Raw genomic sequence first — 18208 nt, 5'->3', positions numbered from 1 at the left:
CCGTTCATCGCCACGCCCCGTCGGCTGGCGCTCTGTCGGAGGACTGAGGGAGACTGGAACTATGTCGGGGCTGGCCTTCACCGTCCTTGCGGTGTTGCTGGTCGGCCCGGTACCGGGCTTGCTGTCGCGGGCAAAGTGGCCATTGCGTGCCCCGCGCGCGGCAATGGTGCTCTGGCAGGCGATCGCCGTGGCCGCGGTGCTCTCGGCGTTCAGCGCCGGGATCGCGATCGCCAGCCGGCTGTTTCGCCCTGGCCCGGACGGACGGCCTACCGTCACTCCGGTCGCTGACATCGGCCGCCTCGGCTGGCCGCTGTGGACCCTGGATTTCGCGGCTTTAGCTCTCACGCTGCTGGTCGGCGCCAGGCTGGCGATGGCCGTGGTCCGGGTGGCCATCATCACGCGCCGACGCCGGGCCCACCACCGGATGCTCGTCGACCTGCTTGGTGTGGCACCGGACGCGGTTCCCGCGCGGGCCTGCGTCCGGGAGCGTGATTTGCGTGTCCTCGAAGTCGCGCAGCCACTGGCCTACTGCCTGCCCGGGGTCCGCAGCCGGGTGGTGGTCAGCGAGGGCGCGCTGGACTCTCTCAGCGAGACCGAGGTTGCCGCGATCCTGAGCCACGAGCGTGCTCATCTGCGCGCCCGTCACGATCTCGTCCTCGAGGCATTCACCGCTGCACATGCCGCGTTTCCGCGGTTTGTCCGCAGCGCGAACGCTTTGCAGGCGGTGCAGCTGCTCGTCGAACTGCTGGCTGACGACGCCGCGGTCCGGGTGGCCGGCCGCGCTCCCCTGGCCCGCGCCCTGGTGACCTGCGCGTCGGGCCGCACGCCGGTGGGCGCGTTGGCCGCCGGTGGGGCCCACACGCTGCTGCGGGTGCGCCGGCTTTCCGGGAGCGGCAACAGCCTGATGTTCTCCACGGCCGCCTACCTCGCCGCGGCGGCGATCCTGGTGGTCCCGACCGTTGCGCTGGCCATTCCGTGGCTTACTGAACTGCAACGTCTGTTCACCACGGCCTAACCTACGACTGCGGAAACGACCGCGCTTTGGCGATACTTTGCAGATGGCCGAAACTGCCTGTGCCACAGTGTTCGGTGCAAGGCTTTGCAGATAGTCCCGACCCTGAGAGGCGAATCGATGAGCTCGTCGGATTCGAAGACCGGTACCGCACAAATCGGAGTGACCGGGCTGGCTGTGATGGGTTCGAACATCGCCAGGAATTTCGCCCACCACGGCTACACGGTGGCGCTGCACAACCGGTCCATCGCCAAAACAGACGCCCTGCTGAAAGAGCACGGTGACGAGGGCAAGTTCGTCCGGTCGGAGACCATCGAAGAATTCCTGGACGCGCTGGAGAAGCCGCGGCGTGTGATCATCATGGTCAAGGCCGGCGACCCGACCGACGCGGTCATCAACGAACTGGCCGACGCCATGGAACAGGGCGACATCATCATCGACGGCGGCAACGCCCTCTACACCGACACCATCCGGCGCGAGAAGGCCATCCGTGAGCGCGGGCTGCACTTCGTCGGCGCCGGCATCTCCGGCGGCGAGGAGGGGGCGCTGAACGGGCCGTCGATCATGCCGGGCGGCCCGGCCGAGTCCTACAAATCGCTGGGCCCGCTGCTCGAAGAGATCTCCGCACACGTCGACGGCGTGCCGTGCTGCACGCACATCGGCCCCGACGGCTCCGGCCACTTCGTCAAGATGGTGCACAACGGCATCGAGTACTCCGATATGCAGCTGATCGGCGAGGCCTACCAGCTGCTGCGCGACGGGCTCGGCAAGACCGCCCCCGAGATCGCCGATGTCTTCGCCGATTGGAACAAGGGCGACCTGGACAGCTACCTGATCGAGATCACCGCGGAGGTGCTGCGCCAGACCGACGCGAAGACCGGCAAGCCGCTGGTGGACGTCATCCTCGACGAGGCCGAGCAGAAGGGCACCGGCCGCTGGACGGTGAAGTCGGCCCTGGATCTCGGGGTTCCCGTCACCGGTATCGCCGAGGCGGTGTTTGCTCGCGCGCTGTCGGGTTCGGTCACCCAGCGAAAGGCGACCACCGGCCTGGCGTCCGGTCACTTAGGCGAAAAGCCAAGCGATGCAAAGCAATTCATTGAAGACGTCCGTCAGGCGTTGTACGCGTCGAAGATCATCGCCTACGCGCAGGGGTTCAACCAGATCCAAGCCGGCAGCGCCGAATACAACTGGGGCATCACGCCGGGCGACCTGGCCACGATCTGGCGGGGCGGCTGCATCATCCGGGCGAAGTTCCTCAATCGCATCAAAGAGGCGTTCGACGACGACCCCGACCTGGCGACGCTGATCGTCGCGCCGTATTTCCGTAGCGCCATCGAGGCGGCCATCGACAGCTGGCGTCGCGTCGTGGTGGCCGCCACCCAGCTCGGCATCCCGATCCCGGGCTTCGCCTCGGCGCTGTCCTACTACGACGCGCTGCGCACCGAGCGGCTGCCGGCCGCGTTGACCCAGGGCCTGCGGGACTTCTTCGGCGCACACACCTACGGGCGCATCGATGAGGACCCAAGCAAGAAGTTCCACACGTTGTGGAGCGGGGATCGCACCGAAGTGCCGGCCTAGCAGGGCCAAATAAGGGGTACACCAACACCGATGAGGTTTCTGGACGGGCACCGTCCCGCTTACGACCTGACCTACGAAGACGTCTTCATCGTGCCGAACCGTTCGGACGTGGCGTCGCGCTTCGACGTCGACTTGGCCACCGACGACGGCTCGGGCACCACCATCCCGGTGGTGGTGGCCAACATGACCGCGGTCGCGGGACGGCGGATGGCCGAGACGGTGGCCCGCCGCGGCGGGATTGTGGTGCTGCCGCAAGACCTTCCGATCACCGCCGTGCAGCGCACGGTGGACTTCGTCAAAAGCCGTGACCTGGTTGTCGACACCCCCGTGATACTGGCGCCCGACGATTCGGTGTCGGACGCGATGGCGCTGATCCACAAACGCGCCCACGGCGCCGCGGTGGTGGCTTTCGAGGGCCGCCCCATCGGGCTGGTCACCGAATCGTGCTGCGACGGTGTGGATCGTTTCGCGCGAGTGCGCGACATCGCGATCACCGACTTCGTCAACGCGCCGGTGGGCACCGATCCGCGCGAGGTGTTCGATCGTCTCGAGCCGGCCCTCGTCGACGTCGCGGTGCTGACCGGCCCCGACGGCACACTGGCCGGCGTGCTGACGCGCACCGGGGCGATCCGTGCCGGCCTCTACACCCCTGCGACCGACGCGAAAGGCCGGCTGCGCATCGGTGCGGCGGTCGGCATCAACGGCGATGTGGCCGCCAAAGCCGAGGCGTTGACCGAGGCCGGCGTCGACCTGGTCGTCGTCGACACCGCGCATGGTCATCAGGTGAAGGCGCTGGACGCCATCAAGTCGATTGCGTCGCTGGACCTGGGCGTGCCCTTGATCGCAGGCAACGTGGTGTCGGCGGACGGCACCCGCGACCTGATCGGCGCCGGGGCGTCTATCGTCAAGGTCGGGGTGGGCCCGGGCGCGATGTGCACCACCCGGATGATGACCGGTGTCGGCCGCCCCCAATTCTCCGCCGTACTCGAATGCGCTATGGCTGCAAGGGAACTCGGCGCACACGTCTGGGCCGACGGTGGAGTGCGCCACCCGCGCGACGTGGCCTTGGCGTTGGCGGCCGGCGCGTCCAACGTGATGATCGGGTCGTGGTTCGCCGGCACTTACGAATCCCCCGGCGACTTGATGCGAGACCGCGAGGACCAGCCGTACAAAGAGAGCTACGGGATGGCGTCCAAGCGGGCCGTCGTTGCCCGTACCGGCGCCGACAGCGCCTTCGAGCGGGCCCGCAAAGCGGTGTTCGAGGAAGGTATCTCGACCTCGCGGATGGGGCTGGACCCCAACCGCGGCGGTGTCGAGGACCTGCTCGACCACATCACCTCCGGCGTGCGCAGCACCTGCACCTACGTCGGTGCGTCGACGTTGGCCGAGCTGCATGCGCGGGCGGTGGTCGGTGTGCAATCCGCAGCGGGGTTCGCTGAGGGTCATCCGCTGCCGTTCGGCTGGTAGCTCGAGACCGGTTGGAGGCGTGTCATCGCTGGAACGAGGGCGAGCCGGGGCTAGGCCTTCGTTACCATAGGAATCTCACATAGCCATGGACAAATCGAGGGAAAGGGTCTCCGTGCCGCAGGCACCCGGTGAGGCCGTTGGCTTCCGGGCTGAGCGGTCACCGCGGCCCGCACGGTCTGATTGCCGGCAACAGCGGCGGCATCGATGAATCTCGTCGTCATTCTGCTCAGCCTGCTGGCGATCGTGCTGCTCACCGCGGGAAACGCGCTGTTCACCGCTGCCGAATTCTCATTGACCACCCTCGAGCGCAGCACCGTCGAGGCCAACGCGCGCGATGGTCGCCGTCGCGACCGCTACGTGCGCCGCGCCCATCACACCCTGGCTTTCCAGCTATCCGGAGCGCAGTTGGGCATCTCGATAACCACGCTGGTCACCGGCTACCTCACCGAGCCGCTGGTGGCGAAGCTCCCGCACCCGGCCATGGACGCGCTCGGGGTGCCCGACCGAATCGCCAACGCCGTCGTCACATTCCTGACTTTGGTGGTCGTCACATCGGTGTCGATGGTCTTCGGTGAACTGGTGCCCAAGAATCTGGCCGTGGCCCGGCCGCTGCCGACCGCCCGCGCCGTCGCCGGCCCGCAGCTGTTGTTCTCGTTCGTGATGACCCCTGCGATTCGGCTGACAAACGGTGCGGCGAACTGGATCCTGCGCAAGCTGGGCATCGAGCCGGCCCAGGAGCTGCGGTCGGCCCGCTCGACCCAGGAGCTGGTTTCGCTGGTCCGCACGTCTGCCCGCAGCGGCTCGTTGGACCCCACCACCGCGGCGTTGCTGCACCGGTCACTGCAGTTCGGCACGCTGACAGCCGAGGAGCTGATGACGCCGCGATCGAAAATCGTTGCGCTGCAGACGGATAACACTGTCGCCGACCTGGTCGCCACCGCTACCGAGAGCGGATTCTCCCGGTTCCCGATTGTCGAGGGCGACCTCGACGAGACCGTCGGCATGGTGCACGTCAAGCAGGTGTTCCAAGTCCCGCCCGCCGACCGGGAGCACACCCTGCTGACCGCCGTCGCGCAGCCGGTAGCGGTGGTGCCCTCCACGCTGGACGGTGACGCGCTGATGGGAGAGATCCGCGCCAACGGCTTGCAGACCGCGATGGTCGTCGACGAGTACGGCGGTATTGCGGGCATGGTGACCGTCGAGGATCTGATCGAAGAAATCGTCGGCGACGTCCGCGACGAACACGACGACACCACACCGGATGTGGTGGCATCCGGCGATGGTTGGCGGGTATCAGGTCTGCTGCGCATCGATGAGGTGGCGGCCGCCACCGGCTATCACGCACCGGAGGGTGAATACGAGACGATCGGCGGCCTGGTGCTCCAAGAGCTCGGCCGCATTCCGGTGAGCGGGGACACCGTGCAGCTGAGCGGCTATGAACCCGACGGCGTGCCGGAGGGCCCGGCCAGCTGGCAGGCCAGGGTCATCCGGATGGATGGCCGCCGGATCGACCTGCTCGAGCTGACCCACGTCGACGGTCACGGTGATTCCGGCGCGGGACGAGGTTCCTGATGGGCGACCTACTGGAACTGTTGGCGACCATTCTGCTGATAGCCACCAACGCGTTTTTCGTCGGCGCGGAATTCTCGCTGATCTCGGCCCGTCGAGACCGACTGGAAGCATTGGCCGAGCAGGGCAGATCAAGCGCGGTCACCGTGATTCGGGCCGGCGAACAGCTGCCGCTGATGTTCGCGGGGGCCCAGTTGGGTATCACGCTGTCATCGATCCTGCTCGGCCGGATCGGTGAGCCCGCGGTCGCCGACCTGCTGGAGCGGCCGTTCGATTTCGTCGGCGGCGTCTCCCCCGCCCTGCTGCACACCGTGTCATTCGCGGTTGCGCTGGCCATTGTGGTGACGCTGCATTTGCTGCTCGGTGAAATGGTCCCCAAGAACATCGCCATGGCCGGCCCGGAGCGGACGGCGATGCTGCTGATCCCGACCTACCTGATCTACGTGCGAACGGTCCGGCCGATCATCGCGTTCTACAACCGCTGCACCAACGTCACCCTGCGAGTGCTGCGGGTGCGGCCCCGCGACGAACTCGACGTCACGGTTTCCACCGTCGAGCTCAGCGAGATGATCGCCGAATCGGTGTCGGAGGGCCTGCTGGATCCCGAAGAGCACACCAGGCTCACCCGGGCGCTGCAGATCCGTAACCGGATGGTCGCCGACGTGGCCGTGCCGGTCAGCCAGATCCGTGCGGTGCCGGCGGCCGGGCCGGGCTCCGGCCCGACGGTTGAGGCGGTGGAAAAGGCGCTGGCCACCACCGGTTACTCGCGGTTCCCGGTCGCCGATGTGAACGGCCGGTTCATCGGATACCTGCACATCAAAGATGTGCTGCCACTGAGTGCTAACCCCCATGCCGTGGTCGACCTGGCGAGGGTTCGGCCGCTGCCGCAAATTGCCGAATCGCTGTCGGTCCCCGAAGCGTTGTCGCGGATGCGTCGCAGCAAGAGCCATCTGGCGCTGGTCACCGGGCAGAACGGCACGGTGGTCGCGATGGTGGCGCTGGAAGACCTGGTCCGGGACCTGGTCGGCGTCGTACGGGATGGGATGCAGCGTGTCTGAGCCCGCCCGGCGACGATGCGGGCCGGAACGGCCCGGGCAGGAGCCGGGCAATTCAGCCGGGGCGCGGCGGCTGGACGCTGAGCAGTGGATCGCGCGCGCCGACGAGTACGCCGAACGCGCCGAGAAATTCGTCACCCCGCACCTCAAGCGGGCCCAGGTCGGCGAGGCGCATCCGGTATGGGACTTCCTGTTCAGCTACTACAGCCTGCGGCCCGGGCAGCTGCGCCGCTGGCACCCGGGTTACGGCGTGCTGCTCGCCGGCGGCGAAGCGATCCGTCGCTACGGCGGCCGCCGCGGCTATACCGCTGACGACGCCGGTGTCACGGTCAGCGAGACCTATCTGCGCAGCCGGCTGGACACCATTTCGTTCGTGGCTCGCCTGCTCGAGGCAACCGCGAGCCGCCCTGCCCAGCTAGCCTGCTTCGGGCTGCACGAGTGGGCAATGGTGTACAGGGCCGATCCCGAGCAGCGCCGTCACAGCGTGCCGCTGCGGCTTGGACAAGACGGCACCAACGCGGTCGTGGAGTCGATGCCGCTGCGGTGCACGCACTTTGACGCGTTTCGGTTTTTCACCGACGTTGCCCGACCGCGGAACGCCGTGCAGCTTTCTCGCGCCGACCAGATCGGCGTAGAGCAACCAGGGTGCGTCCATGCCGCGATGGACCTCTACAAGTTCGCCGGCAAGCTACTCGCGTTGGTCGATTCCGACCTGCTGATGGATGCCTTCGAGTTGGCCTATGAGGCAAGGGAACTCGATATGCGCGCGAGCCCGTACGACCTGCGCGCGTTCGGCTACGAGGCGATTCCGGTCGAGTCATCCGCGGGCCGAGCTGAGTATGTGCGGCGGCAAGCGGCGATAGCGAGCCAAGCCGCGGCGATCAGGGCATCCCTGCAAAGGCGGTGCGAGAACCTGCTGGCCTACGCCGCCTGACATCTGGGATCTGAGTACCCGTCACAGTGCGCTGAATGCGCCGAGGAGGGCCTCGAACAGCTCCGGGCTGGTAAGTGTCGGGATGTCGTAGTAGGTGGTCATCGCGTCGACTACCTTTGTGGCCGAATCGATCTCCGCCGACGTCAACCCGAGGTAGGCGTCGTGGAGTTGTTGGCCGTCTGATGTGGCGTTGGCGTAGTCGGCCCAGTTGCTGCTCAGCGAGCGAGTCGCTGCCGCTGCCGCTGCTTTGTGAGTAGCTGAAAATGGTCAGCGGGTCGCTGCACACGCCGGCCGCGTTGCAGGCCATGTCGCCGGCTTTATAGTCATCGACGACCGTGGTGACCAGGGCGTTCTCGTCCTGGGTCACGCTGGGTCCGAAGTCGAATCCTTCCGAGGCGGTCAGCGCCTGCGTCGGTCGAGCCGGAGAGGAAGTCGCCGCCGTCGTCGGCATTGGCTGCACCGGCTAACGCCACTGCGGCGCTGCACAGCGCGGTGCCCAGAATCGCTTTCTTCAAGGTTTGGGCTCGGGCTCTGATCACAACCCGAGCATCGCGACCGGCTGGGCAGCCCCTGTTCGCGCAGCGCTATGGTCTGTTCCCAGACAGCGCAAAGCGCGGCCAGCCAGGTGAAAGGGTCAACGCCGTCGTATTTCTAGATACAATGAGCTGTACAACTGGTGTTAAGAGTTGAGCCCGCTGATCGACTCCGAGCTGCTGCTGGACTGCCTGGAGTTGGGCCGCGGCCGCGCGTGAGACCGACATCCGGGCCAGCCCGTATGAGCTGCGTGAATACGGGTATACACCGATCGCTGTCGAGCAGGCCGCTGGCTGTGCTTTGCCGGTAGGCCATCGCCGCACGAGCAGCGCCGCGACGTGCGGCGCTGCCCCCCGGTGTGAGCTACTGCTGCGGGGGCACTGGTTACCGGCTTTCGGGCTACCGGCCGGTAGGCTGACCACAACTTCATTCAGGGAAAGTGGAGGAGAAAGATGACAGACCGCGTGTCGGTGGGGAACCTGCGCGTCGCCCAGGTGCTGTATGACTTCATCAACACCGAGGCTTTGCCCGGCACCGACATCGACCCCGACAGCTTCTGGGCGGGCGTCGACAAGGTCGTCACCGATTTGGCGCCGCAAAACCAGGATCTGCTTGCCCGCCGCGACCAGTTGCAGGCGCAGATCGACAAGTGGCACCGGCATCACGTCATCGAGCCGATAGACCCGGAAACCTATCGGCAGTTCCTCACCGAGATCGGCTACCTCATACCGGAGCCCGACGATTTCACCATCACCACGGCGGGCGTCGACCCCGAGATCACCACGACGGCCGGCCCGCAGCTGGTGGTCCCGGTGACCAACGCCCGGTTCGCCCTGAACGCGGCCAACGCTCGGTGGGGCTCCCTATACGACGCGCTGTACGGCACCGACGTGATCCCGGAAACCGATGGCGCCGAGCAGGGCACCAGCTACAACAAGGTCCGCGGCGACAAGGTGATCGCCTACGCTCGCAAGTTCCTCGACGACGCGGTGCCGTTGTCATCAGGGTCGTGGGCCGACGCGACGGGACTCAGCGTCGACGACGGCCGCTTACTGGTCAGTCAGCGGGGCGAAGAGCTGTCTCGAGGGCTGGCCAACCCCGGCCAGTTCGCCGGCTACACCGGAGAGCTCGGGCGCCCGAGCTGGTCCGTCTTACTGGTCAACCACGGGCTGCACATCGAGATCCTGATCGACCCAGAATCGCCGATCGGTAAGACCGAAGCCGCCGGCATCAAGGACGTGATCCTGGAGTCGGCGGTCACCACGATTGTCGACTTCGAGGACTCGGTCGCGGCCGTCGATGCCGACGACAAGGTTCTCGGCTACCGCAACTGGCTCGGACTCAACAAGGGCGACCTGGCCGAAGAGGTCGACAAGGGCGGCAAGAGCTTCACCCGGGTGCTCAACGAGGACCGCACATACACCACCCCAGATGGAGGTGAACTGACGCTGCCCGGTCGCAGCCTGCTGTTTGTCCGCAACGTCGGCCACCTGATGACCAACGACGCCGTCGTCGACGGGGCAGGCAATGAGGTGCCCGAGGGCATCCTCGACGCGCTGTTCACTGGCGTGACCGCCATTCACGGGCTCAAAACAGGCGAGGCCAACGGCCCCTTGGCGAATAGCCGTACCGGTTCCATCTACATCGTCAAGCCCAAGATGCACGGCCCCGAAGAGGTCGCATTCACCTGCGAGCTTTTCAGCCGCGTCGAAGACGTTCTGGGATTGCCGCAAGGCACCTTGAAGGTCGGCATCATGGACGAAGAGCGCCGCACCACCGTCAATCTCAAGGCATCCATCAAAGCCGCAGCCGATCGGGTGGTGTTCATCAACACGGGTTTCCTGGACCGCACCGGCGACGAAATCCACACCTCGATGGAGGCCGGTCCGATGATCCGCAAGGGTGCGATGAAGAGCACCACATGGATCAAGGCCTACGAAGACGCCAACGTCGACACCGGTCTTGCCGCCGGCTTCTCGGGCAAGGCTCAGATCGGCAAGGGCATGTGGGCGATGACGGAACTCATGGCCGACATGGTGGAACAGAAGATCGGCCAACCGAAGGCGGGTGCGACCACGGCGTGGGTGCCTTCGCCGACGGCGGCCACCCTGCACGCGATGCATTACCACTACGTCGACGTGTTCGCTGTGCAGAAGGAACTCGAGGGCAAGACCCGTACCACCATCGACGAGTTGCTGACGATTCCGCTGGCCAAGGAACTGGCCTGGGCTCCCGAGGAGATCAAAGAAGAGGTCGACAACAACTGCCAGTCGATTCTGGGCTACGTCGTGCGCTGGATCGACCAAGGTGTCGGCTGCTCGAAAGTGCCGGACATCCACAACGTCGCCTTGATGGAAGACCGTGCCACACTGCGGATTTCGAGCCAGCTGCTGGCAAACTGGCTGCGCCACGGCGTCATCACCGAGGAGGACGTGCGGGCCAGCCTGGAGCGGATGGCTCCGATGGTGGACCGGCAGAACGCCGGCGACTCGGCCTATCTGCCGATGGCGCCCAACTTCGACGACAGCGTCGCGTTCCTGGCGGCTCAGGAGCTGATTCTGAGCGGTACCCAACAGCCCAACGGCTATACCGAGCCGATCCTGCATCGGCGCCGCCGCGAATTTAAGGCCCGCGCCGATGACTGATTTCGGCCCGGGGCGCGCTTACCATCCCAATGACTAGATACTGCAGGAACTTCTGGCCCGCGGGAGAGCATCGGCATGGGTAGGCACAGAGCTCCGGATCCGGACGAGCCCACCGACGGCGAACCGTCGGATGACTATTCCGAACCCCAGAATTTTGGCGATGCCGGTGGCCAGCGGGAACCCGACGGTTTTCCGCCCGCTGCACCCCCGGAGCCGGGCGGCTTCCCCGGTCCGAGCTACACGGATCATCCAGCCGACGACTATTCGGACGAGTTTCACAGCGATTCAGGGTATTTCGACTACACCAATCCCTCCGATCACGACGAGCATCACGAGCACGAGCCGCACCCCGCCGACGTCGACACGCCGGACGACTTCCCCGACTTCCCGCGACGCGGGCCGGAGCCGCCCGCTCCGCCGCCATCGCCGCCGACCGGCGGCCACCGCGGCCTCGGCGACTGGCGGGGTGGTCACCGCAGCGACGGCGGACGACGCGGTGTCAGCATCGGTGTGATCGCGGCGCTGGTCACGGTCGTCGTGTTGGTGGCCGGAGTCATCCTGTGGCGGTTCTTCGGCGACGCTTTGTCCAACCGATCGCACAGCGCTGCCGCGTGCTCCGGCAGCAAGGAAACGGTCGCGGTCATCGCGGATCCTTCGATCGCTGACCGCGTCCAGCAGTTCGCGGAGCGTTACAACGGGTTCGCCGCCCCAGTCGGCGACCACTGTGTCGCTGTCAGCGTCAAATCTGCCGGTTCTGACGCCGTGGTCGACGGTTTCATCGGGAACTGGCCCGCGGACCTGGGCCAGCGACCCGCGCTGTGGATTCCGGGCAGCTCGGTATCGGCGGCGCGGCTGACGGCCGCTGCGGGCAAGGAGACCATCACCGACAGCCGGTCGCTGGTCACCTCGCCGGTTGTGCTCGCGGTGCGGCCCGAACTTCAGCGTGAGCTCGGTGCCCAGAAGTGGGCGACGCTGCCCGGCCTGCAGACCAAACCCGATGCGTTGGCCGGGTTGAAGCTGCCGAAGTGGGGATCGCTGCGGCTGGCGCTGCCGCTTGGCGGCAACAGCGACGCCGCCTATCTCGCCGGCGAAGCGGTGGCGGCGGACTCCGCGCCGCCCGGCGCACCGCCGACCGACGGCAGCGGCGCGGTGCGCACGCTGATTGCCGGCCAGCCCAAGCTGGCCGACAACACCTTGGCCGAGGCGATGAATGTGCTGCTGCGGCCCGGTGATCCGGCGAGCGCGCCGGTGCACGCGGTGGTCACCACCGAGCAGCAACTGTTCGCGCGTGGCGAATCGCTGCCCAACGCCGGCAGCACGCTGAGTTCCTGGCTGCCGCCGGGGCCGGCGGCGGTCGCCGACTATCCGACCCTGCAGCTGCGCGGGTCGTGGCTGTCGCAGGACCAGGTGACGGCGGCCAGCGGGTTTGCCCAGTTCTTGCACAAGCCCGACCAACTCGCCGAGCTGGCCAAAGCCGGTTTTCGCGTCGAAGGGGTCAAGCCGCCCAGCAGCGACGTCACTAGTTTCGCGGCCCTGCCGTCCACGCTGTCGGTAGGTGACGACTCGCTGCGTGCCACACTGGCGAATACCGTGACCACACCGTCGAGCGGCCCGGCGGCCATCATCATGCTCGAGCAGTCGATGACCACCGACGAAGGCGGCAAGACCCGGCTGGCCAATGTGGTTGCGGCGCTTGACAACCGGATCAAGGCGCTACCGCCCAACTCCGTGATCGGGCTCTGGACGTTCGACGGCAAAGAGGGCCGGTCGGAGGTGAAGGCGGGCCCGCTGGGCGACGATGTCGACGGCAAACCCCGGTCGGATGCGCTCACCGCCGCACTGGACAAGCAACATGCATCGTCCGGTGGCGCGGTGTCGTTCACCACGCTGCGGCTGATCTACAAGGACGCGCTCGCCAATTACCATCCCGGGCAAACGAATTCGGTGTTAGTGATCACCGCTGGGCCGCACACCGACCAGAGCCTCGGGGGCCAGGGGTTGCAGGACTTCATCAAGGACAGCGTCGACCCGGCCAAGCCGGTGGCTGTCAACGTGATCGACTTCGGCTCCGATTCCGACCGGGAGACCTGGGAAGCCGTCGCCAAGCTGTCGGGTGGCAGCTACCAGAACCTGGCGACGTCGGCGTCGCCGGACCTCGCCACCGCGGTGACCAACTTCCTTAGTTGAGCGGCCTCGGCGCCGACAGTATGTGTCGGTTGCCGCCGGCCGTCCTATCGAGCGGCCACCGTCGCGCCACTCGCGCACATTCGGCGGTGTCATGTTTCCGCCATGCCAGTCGCCGCAGGTCGACGAAGTGCAATTCGGTGCCTCGCCCAGACGTCGGGTTGATCCGCAACCCCGGCCTAATCCGCTTTCCCGGAAGTATCGTCCGGTAAGCCGGACATCAGCGGTTTTATTGGGCGCATGGGCCATTTTTCGCTGTTTTAGGCAATTCTCAGGTAAAGGTCCCGGCCAAACCTGTGAGATGCGCCACAGTACGGAATCGATATGGAGGACGCCGCCATGGAAAAAGCGCTTCGCCCCTATGCCACCGCCGGAGTCGCCCTGCTGGGTGCCAGCGTGATCGCTGCCACCCCGGTAATAAACACCGCCGGCGCTACCGGACATTCAGACGTCCGCGGTCCAACTCACCGCTGCCGAGGCCGACGCCTACGGTTGTTGGTGAATGTTCTCGACCCTGACGCGTTCGCAACGGAATCACCGCAGCGCCTACCGACTCCATTGGTGACCTCGCCGTATCCCTTGATCAAGTCATCGATCTAGGCGAGACGCCCTATATCACCACGGCTGACACCCTCGCCACCGACCTTCTTCCGTTGCTGGACATAACCAGCCTGTTCAGCGGCGTAACCACTACCCTCGACGGCCTTTTGAGCGACCTGAGCAACTTGCCCGACCTGAGCACCGTGCTGAGCGACCTGGGCACCGTGCTGACCGACCTGGGTAACCTTCCTACAGCCACCGACATCGCAAATGACGTGGTCAATGCCCTGACCGGCACGGATGGTGCGCTTACCACGAGTGAGACCGACCTGACCACCCTGCCCACAACGATCACAACTGACTTGATCAGCGCCCTGACCGGCACGGGTGATCCGCTTACCATTATTACGGGCGATCTAGGGACTATCACGGGCGATCTAGGGAATATTTCGACCGAGATAGGGCTCCTGGGGCTCGCAGTAAACGATATCGGTGTGTTTTTGGGCCTGCCCGTTATCACCGGCATATAAAGCGGTCGTCTGGCTGGTGGGGCCGCTTGGCCCCATCAGCCACCGGTCGACTGTTGGTGGTTCAGATCGCCGGGTGCATTATGTTGCGACCACGGTGAGAACCTGTGCTTCGTCGGCAGACTTCAAGGTAATCGCCGGGCGCCGCTTGGGCAGGGCTCAGACGTAGGCCTCCACGGGCGGGCAGGAGCAGACCAGGTTGCGGTCGCCGTAGGCGCCGTCGATGCGGCGCACCGGCGGCCACACCTTGGGCCGGAACGCGTTTCCGAGCGGGTAGGCGGCGACCTCGCGGGTGTACGGGTGCTCCCACTTGTCGACCATCAGGCATTCGGCGGTGTGCGGCGCGCCGCGCAGCGGGTTGTCGTCGACCGGCCACTCCCCGGCGCCGACCCGGTCGATCTCGGCGCGGATGGCGATCATGGCCTCGCAGAACGCGTCGATCTCGGCCAGGCTCTCGCTCTCGGTGGGCTCCACCATCAGCGTGCCGGCCACCGGGAAGCTCATCGTCGGTGCGTGGAAGCCGTAGTCCGCCAAGCGTTTTGCGACGTCGTCGACGGTCACGCCGGTCGACTTGGTGATCGGCCGCAGATCCAGGATGCACTCGTGGGCGACCATGCCGTTCTTGCCGGTGTAGAGCACCGGGTAGTACTCGTCGAGCCGGCGGGCGATGTAGTTGGCCGACGCGATCGCCGTCAGCGACGCGGCTCGCAAGCCGTCCGCGCCCATCATCCTGATGTAGGCCCATGAGATCGGCAGGATCGACGCCGACCCGTACGGCGCGGCGGACACCGGGTGACCGTCGGGCAGCTCGGGCGCATACGGATGCCCGGGCAGGAACGGCGCCAGATGGGAGCGCGCCGCCACCGGACCGACGCCCGGGCCGCCGCCACCGTGTGGGATGCAGAACGTCTTGTGCAGGTTCAGGTGGCTGACGTCGCCGCCGAAGTTGCCCGGCCGGGCCAGGCCCACCAGAGCGTTGAGGTTGGCGCCGTCGATGTAGACCTGGCCGCCGGCGTCGTGCACGGCGGCGCAGATCTCGGCGATGTCCTGCTCGTAAACGCCGTGCGTGGACGGGTAGGTGATCATCAGCGTCGACAGCTTCTCGGCGTGCTCGCTGACCTTGGCGCGCAGATCGTCGAGGTCGACGTCGCCGTTGTCGCGGCAGGCCACCACGACCACCCGCATGCCGGCCAGTGCCGCGGACGCGGCGTTGGTGCCGTGTGCGCTCGACGGGATCAGACAGACATCGCGCTGCGGTTCGCCGCGGCTGGCGTGATAGGCGTGGATTGCCAGCAGGCCCGCGTACTCGCCCTGCGATCCCGCGTTGGGCTGCAGCGAGACCGCGTCGTAGCCGGTCATCTCGACCAGCCAGGTCTCCAGCTCGGCGATCAGGCGCCGCAGACCCGGGGTGTCGGATGGCGGGCCGAACGGATGCTGGCGGACGAACTCCGGCCAGGTGACCGATTTCATCTCCGCGGCGGCGTTGAGCTTCATCGTGCACGAGCCGAGCGGAATCATGCTGCGGTCCAAGGCAAGATCCTTGTCGGCCAGCCCACGCAGGTATCGCATCATCGACGTCTCGGTGCGGTAGCGGGTGAACGCCGGATGGGTCAGGAACTCCGATGTGCGCGTTGCGATGTCGACGGTGACCGGCTTGCCGGCCGATACTCCGAAAGCCTCCAGGACCGCGGCAACGTGCTCGTCGGTCGTCGCCTCGTCACACGCCACCGACACGTGGTCGTCGTCCACCCGCCACACGTTGACGCCGTTGGCCTTGGCGGCGGCGATCACCTCGTCGGCGCGTCCGGGCACCCGGGCTAGCACGGTGTCGAAGTACTTGTCATGCACCGCAGCGTCGCCGAGTGCCGCGGCGATCGTCTCGGCATGAGCGTGGACCCGCCGGGCGATCCCGGCCAGCCCGTCGGCGCCGTGGTAGCTGGCATACATCGCGGCCATCACCGCCAACAGCACCTGGGCGGTGCAGATGTTGCTGGTCGCCTTGTCGCGGCGGATGTGCTGTTCGCGGGTCTGCAGCGCCAACCGGTAGGCGGGTGAGCCGTCGGCGTCGACCGAAACACCGACCAGTCGGCCGGGCAGTTGGCGGGCGTGCTTGGTGTGCACCACCAGGTATCCGGCATGCGGGCCGCCGAATCCCATTGGCACACCGAAACGTTGGGTGTTGCCGAACGCCGCGTCGGCGCCGATCTCCCCGGGCGGGGTGAGCAACGTCAGCGCCAACAGGTCGGCGCCGATGGCCACCAAGGCCCCGCGGTCGTGCGCCTGCGACACCAACGCTGACCAGTCGGTGATCCGGCCGCTGGCACCGGGCAGCTGCGCGATGACACCGAAGAACTCGCCCTCCGGCAGGCCGTCACGCAGGTCGGCGGTGACGATCTCGATGCCCAGCGGCTCGGCGCGGGTGGCCAGTACCGCGGCTGTCTGGGCGAAGACGTCGACGTCGACGGCCAGCCGGTTGGCAGTGCCTTTTGCCGCCCGTGGCACCGCACGAAGCATCAGCGTCATCGCCTCGGCGGCCGCGGTGCCCTCGTCGAGCATCGATGCGTTGGCCACTTCGAGGCCGGTCAGGTCGGCCACCATGGTCTGGAAGTTCAGCAGGGCTTCCAGCCGGCCCTGGCTGATCTCCGGCTGGTAGGGCGTGTAAGCGGTGTACCAGGCCGGGTTCTCCATGACGTTGCGCAGCAGCACCGGCGGGGTGAGCGTGTCGTAGTAACCCTGCCCGATCATCGACACCGCGACGGTGTTGGCGTCGGCCAGCGCCCGTAGCTCGGCAAGCGCCTGTGCCTCACTGGCCGGTGGGGGCAGCTGATCCAGGCCGGGCGCGACGCCGGTGTCGGTGAGCTTGTCCAGAATGCCGGTGGGCACCGCGTGGCGCGCCAACTGTTCCAGGGAGTCGACCCCGATGACCTTCAGCATGGCCGCGATGGCCTCGCTGTCCGGCCCGATGTGCCGATCGGCGAAAACAGGGTTGGTGTAGTCGGACACTCAGGACTCCTGACGTGGGACGGAACGTGCTGTGCGTTCCTCCCCCTCTGTCGTCCACCCGAACCGGGCGCCTGAGAGATTCGACATCCGCGGCGACGCGATGTCTTTCCCCATGGGCGGGTGTCCCGAATTCACGGGCCACCGCTTTCCAGAGGCATCGGGGTCCGGCGCGGTCCGGGTGCCTGAGAGGTTGACGGAGAGGTGTTGCTCCTTCGGCGTCCGTGGCTGGCAGTCACGGAACTCTCCCGCGCAAGTGCGATGCGGTGTCGATTTTACCTGTTCGTCGCCGGCTGAGGCGACCGCCGGGTCAGCCGATCTTGCGGTCGCGGTGCTTGCGGCGCGAGGCCAGCTCGTCTTCCGGCGCGGCGATCGACTCGCCGTCGTCGGCACGTTCGCCCGGGAAGTCCGCGATAGCGCCGGTCAACTCCCGCATCGCCCCGGAGACGGCGATGCCGAACACGCCCTGCCCGCCCTGCAGCAGGTCGACGACCTCTTCGGCTGACGTGCACTCATAGACCGTGGTGCCGTCGGAGAACAGCGTGATGTTGGCCAGGTCCTGCACACCGCGCTGGCGCAGGTGGTCGACTGCGACACGGATGTTGTGCAACGAGATGCCGGTGTCGAGCAACCGCTTGACGATCTTGAGGACCAGGATGTCTTTGAACGAATACAGCCGCTGGCTGCCTGATCCCGCCGCGCTGCGAATCGAGGGCACCACCAGCGACGTGCGCGCCCAGTAGTCCAGTTGGCGGTAGGTGATTCCGGCGATTTGGCACGCACTCGGGCCCCGATAGCCGACCAGTTCGTCGGGCACCGAGTCGTCGGGGAACAAACCGGCTTGCACAGGCTGCTCGGGGCGCGTTGCTGGAGTGTCATCGATCGCGGTGACGGACTCGAGGTCCAATTGGTCGTTACGTGGTTGGTCTCCCACGATGCTTCCTCTCGCCGATCACGCTCGTTACGGGCTGCCGGTAGCCGCGATTGCTCAGTCGAGTGCTTGTGAGCATACGCTTTTCGACACGCTGTGGTGTTCGTAGAACCAGGTCGAGATCAAATTATGGCGGTCGCAGCGAATGACTCCACGCTATCCAAAGGGCGTGTCGAGGTCGAACTCGCAGATGAGACGGATCCGTGATGTTGCCGGGGTCGTCACGACGGCC

At 66.5% G+C, this 18208-nt stretch carries 12 protein-coding genes and 2 riboswitches; of the genes, 9 read left to right on the top strand and 3 right to left on the bottom strand.

The window, feature by feature from the left end; genetic code table 11:
- The first annotated feature begins 61 nt into the window (after positions 1–61).
- From VKI00_RS20105 to VKI00_RS20080, 6 genes are all read left to right on the top strand, one after another.
- The gene (locus VKI00_RS20105; protein WP_324440515.1) at positions 62–1015 is read left to right on the top strand and encodes a M56 family metallopeptidase; all 954 of its coding nucleotides are present in this window, start codon (positions 62–64) and stop codon (positions 1013–1015) included.
- Positions 1016–1132: 117 nt separating this feature from the next.
- The gene (gene gndA / locus VKI00_RS20100) at positions 1133–2590 is read left to right on the top strand and encodes an NADP-dependent phosphogluconate dehydrogenase (protein WP_324440509.1); all 1458 of its coding nucleotides are present in this window, start codon (positions 1133–1135) and stop codon (positions 2588–2590) included.
- A gap of 30 nt (positions 2591–2620) precedes the next feature.
- Positions 2621–4057: a GuaB1 family IMP dehydrogenase-related protein gene (locus VKI00_RS20095; RefSeq protein WP_324440507.1), complete on the top strand. Its 1437-nt coding sequence runs from the start codon at positions 2621–2623 to the stop codon at positions 4055–4057.
- Positions 4058–4261: 204 nt separating this feature from the next.
- Complete coding sequence (locus VKI00_RS20090; RefSeq protein WP_324440505.1) at positions 4262–5629, top strand: hemolysin family protein; 1368 nt, start codon at positions 4262–4264, stop codon at positions 5627–5629.
- Positions 5629–6684: a hemolysin family protein gene (locus VKI00_RS20085; protein ID WP_324440503.1), complete on the top strand. Its 1056-nt coding sequence runs from the start codon at positions 5629–5631 to the stop codon at positions 6682–6684. The genes VKI00_RS20090 and VKI00_RS20085 overlap by 1 nt, the downstream gene beginning before the upstream one ends.
- Positions 6685–6754: 70 nt before the next feature.
- Positions 6755–7615 (top strand): 3-methyladenine DNA glycosylase, encoded by an 861-nt coding sequence (locus tag VKI00_RS20080; protein WP_324440513.1) that lies wholly within the window; start codon positions 6755–6757, stop codon positions 7613–7615.
- Positions 7616–7636: 21 nt separating this feature from the next.
- Here VKI00_RS20080 and VKI00_RS20075 read toward each other — a convergent pair whose 3' ends face one another.
- Positions 7637–7762 (bottom strand): hypothetical protein, encoded by a 126-nt coding sequence (locus VKI00_RS20075; protein WP_324440501.1) that lies wholly within the window; start codon positions 7760–7762, stop codon positions 7637–7639.
- Between the two features lie 839 nt (positions 7763–8601).
- On the opposite strand from VKI00_RS20075, the gene VKI00_RS20070 reads away from it, so the two are divergent.
- From VKI00_RS20070 to VKI00_RS20060, 3 genes are all read left to right on the top strand, one after another.
- Complete coding sequence (locus VKI00_RS20070; protein ID WP_324440499.1) at positions 8602–10794, top strand: malate synthase G; 2193 nt, start codon at positions 8602–8604, stop codon at positions 10792–10794.
- Positions 10795–10869: 75 nt separating this feature from the next.
- A complete protein-coding gene (locus VKI00_RS20065) occupies positions 10870–12981 on the top strand; it encodes a substrate-binding domain-containing protein (RefSeq protein WP_324440497.1) in 2112 nt (703 codons plus the stop codon).
- A 650-nt stretch (positions 12982–13631) separates the two neighbouring features.
- Positions 13632–14048 (top strand): hypothetical protein, encoded by a 417-nt coding sequence (locus VKI00_RS20060; protein WP_324440495.1) that lies wholly within the window; start codon positions 13632–13634, stop codon positions 14046–14048.
- Between the two features lie 156 nt (positions 14049–14204).
- Here VKI00_RS20060 and gcvP read toward each other — a convergent pair whose 3' ends face one another.
- Together gcvP and VKI00_RS20050 are read right to left on the bottom strand one after the other, a co-directional pair.
- Positions 14205–17048, bottom strand: coding sequence for an aminomethyl-transferring glycine dehydrogenase (gene gcvP, locus VKI00_RS20055; RefSeq protein ID WP_324440493.1), 2844 nt, complete (start codon positions 17046–17048; stop codon positions 14205–14207).
- A 37-nt stretch (positions 17049–17085) separates the two neighbouring features.
- Positions 17086–17208: riboswitch (glycine riboswitch) on the bottom strand.
- A riboswitch (glycine riboswitch) is annotated at positions 17209–17306 on the bottom strand.
- A gap of 49 nt (positions 17307–17355) precedes the next feature.
- Complete coding sequence (locus VKI00_RS20050) at positions 17356–17979, bottom strand: MerR family transcriptional regulator (protein ID WP_414687244.1); 624 nt, start codon at positions 17977–17979, stop codon at positions 17356–17358.
- Positions 17980–18208 lie beyond the last annotated feature (229 nt).

It is taken from the genome of Mycobacterium sp., assembly GCF_035314665.1.
In the GTDB taxonomy this organism is placed as follows: domain Bacteria; phylum Actinomycetota; class Actinomycetes; order Mycobacteriales; family Mycobacteriaceae; genus Mycobacterium.
This window is presented reverse-complemented; position numbering and strand designations above follow the sequence as displayed.

Bases quoted from the DNA above. Each gene is read 5' to 3' on its own strand.
- VKI00_RS20105 (WP_324440515.1), top strand. From the start codon at position 62: ATGTCGGGGCTGGCCTTCACCGTCCTTGCGGTGTTGCTGGTCGGCCCG.
- VKI00_RS20085 (WP_324440503.1), top strand. From the start codon at position 5,629: ATGGGCGACCTACTGGAACTGTTGGCGACCATTCTGCTGATAGCCACC.
- VKI00_RS20065 (WP_324440497.1), top strand. From the start codon at position 10,870: ATGGGTAGGCACAGAGCTCCGGATCCGGACGAGCCCACCGACGGCGAA.
- gndA (WP_324440509.1), top strand. From the start codon at position 1,133: ATGAGCTCGTCGGATTCGAAGACCGGTACCGCACAAATCGGAGTGACC.
- VKI00_RS20090 (WP_324440505.1), top strand. From the start codon at position 4,262: ATGAATCTCGTCGTCATTCTGCTCAGCCTGCTGGCGATCGTGCTGCTC.
- VKI00_RS20070 (WP_324440499.1), top strand. From the start codon at position 8,602: ATGACAGACCGCGTGTCGGTGGGGAACCTGCGCGTCGCCCAGGTGCTG.
- VKI00_RS20095 (WP_324440507.1), top strand. From the start codon at position 2,621: ATGAGGTTTCTGGACGGGCACCGTCCCGCTTACGACCTGACCTACGAA.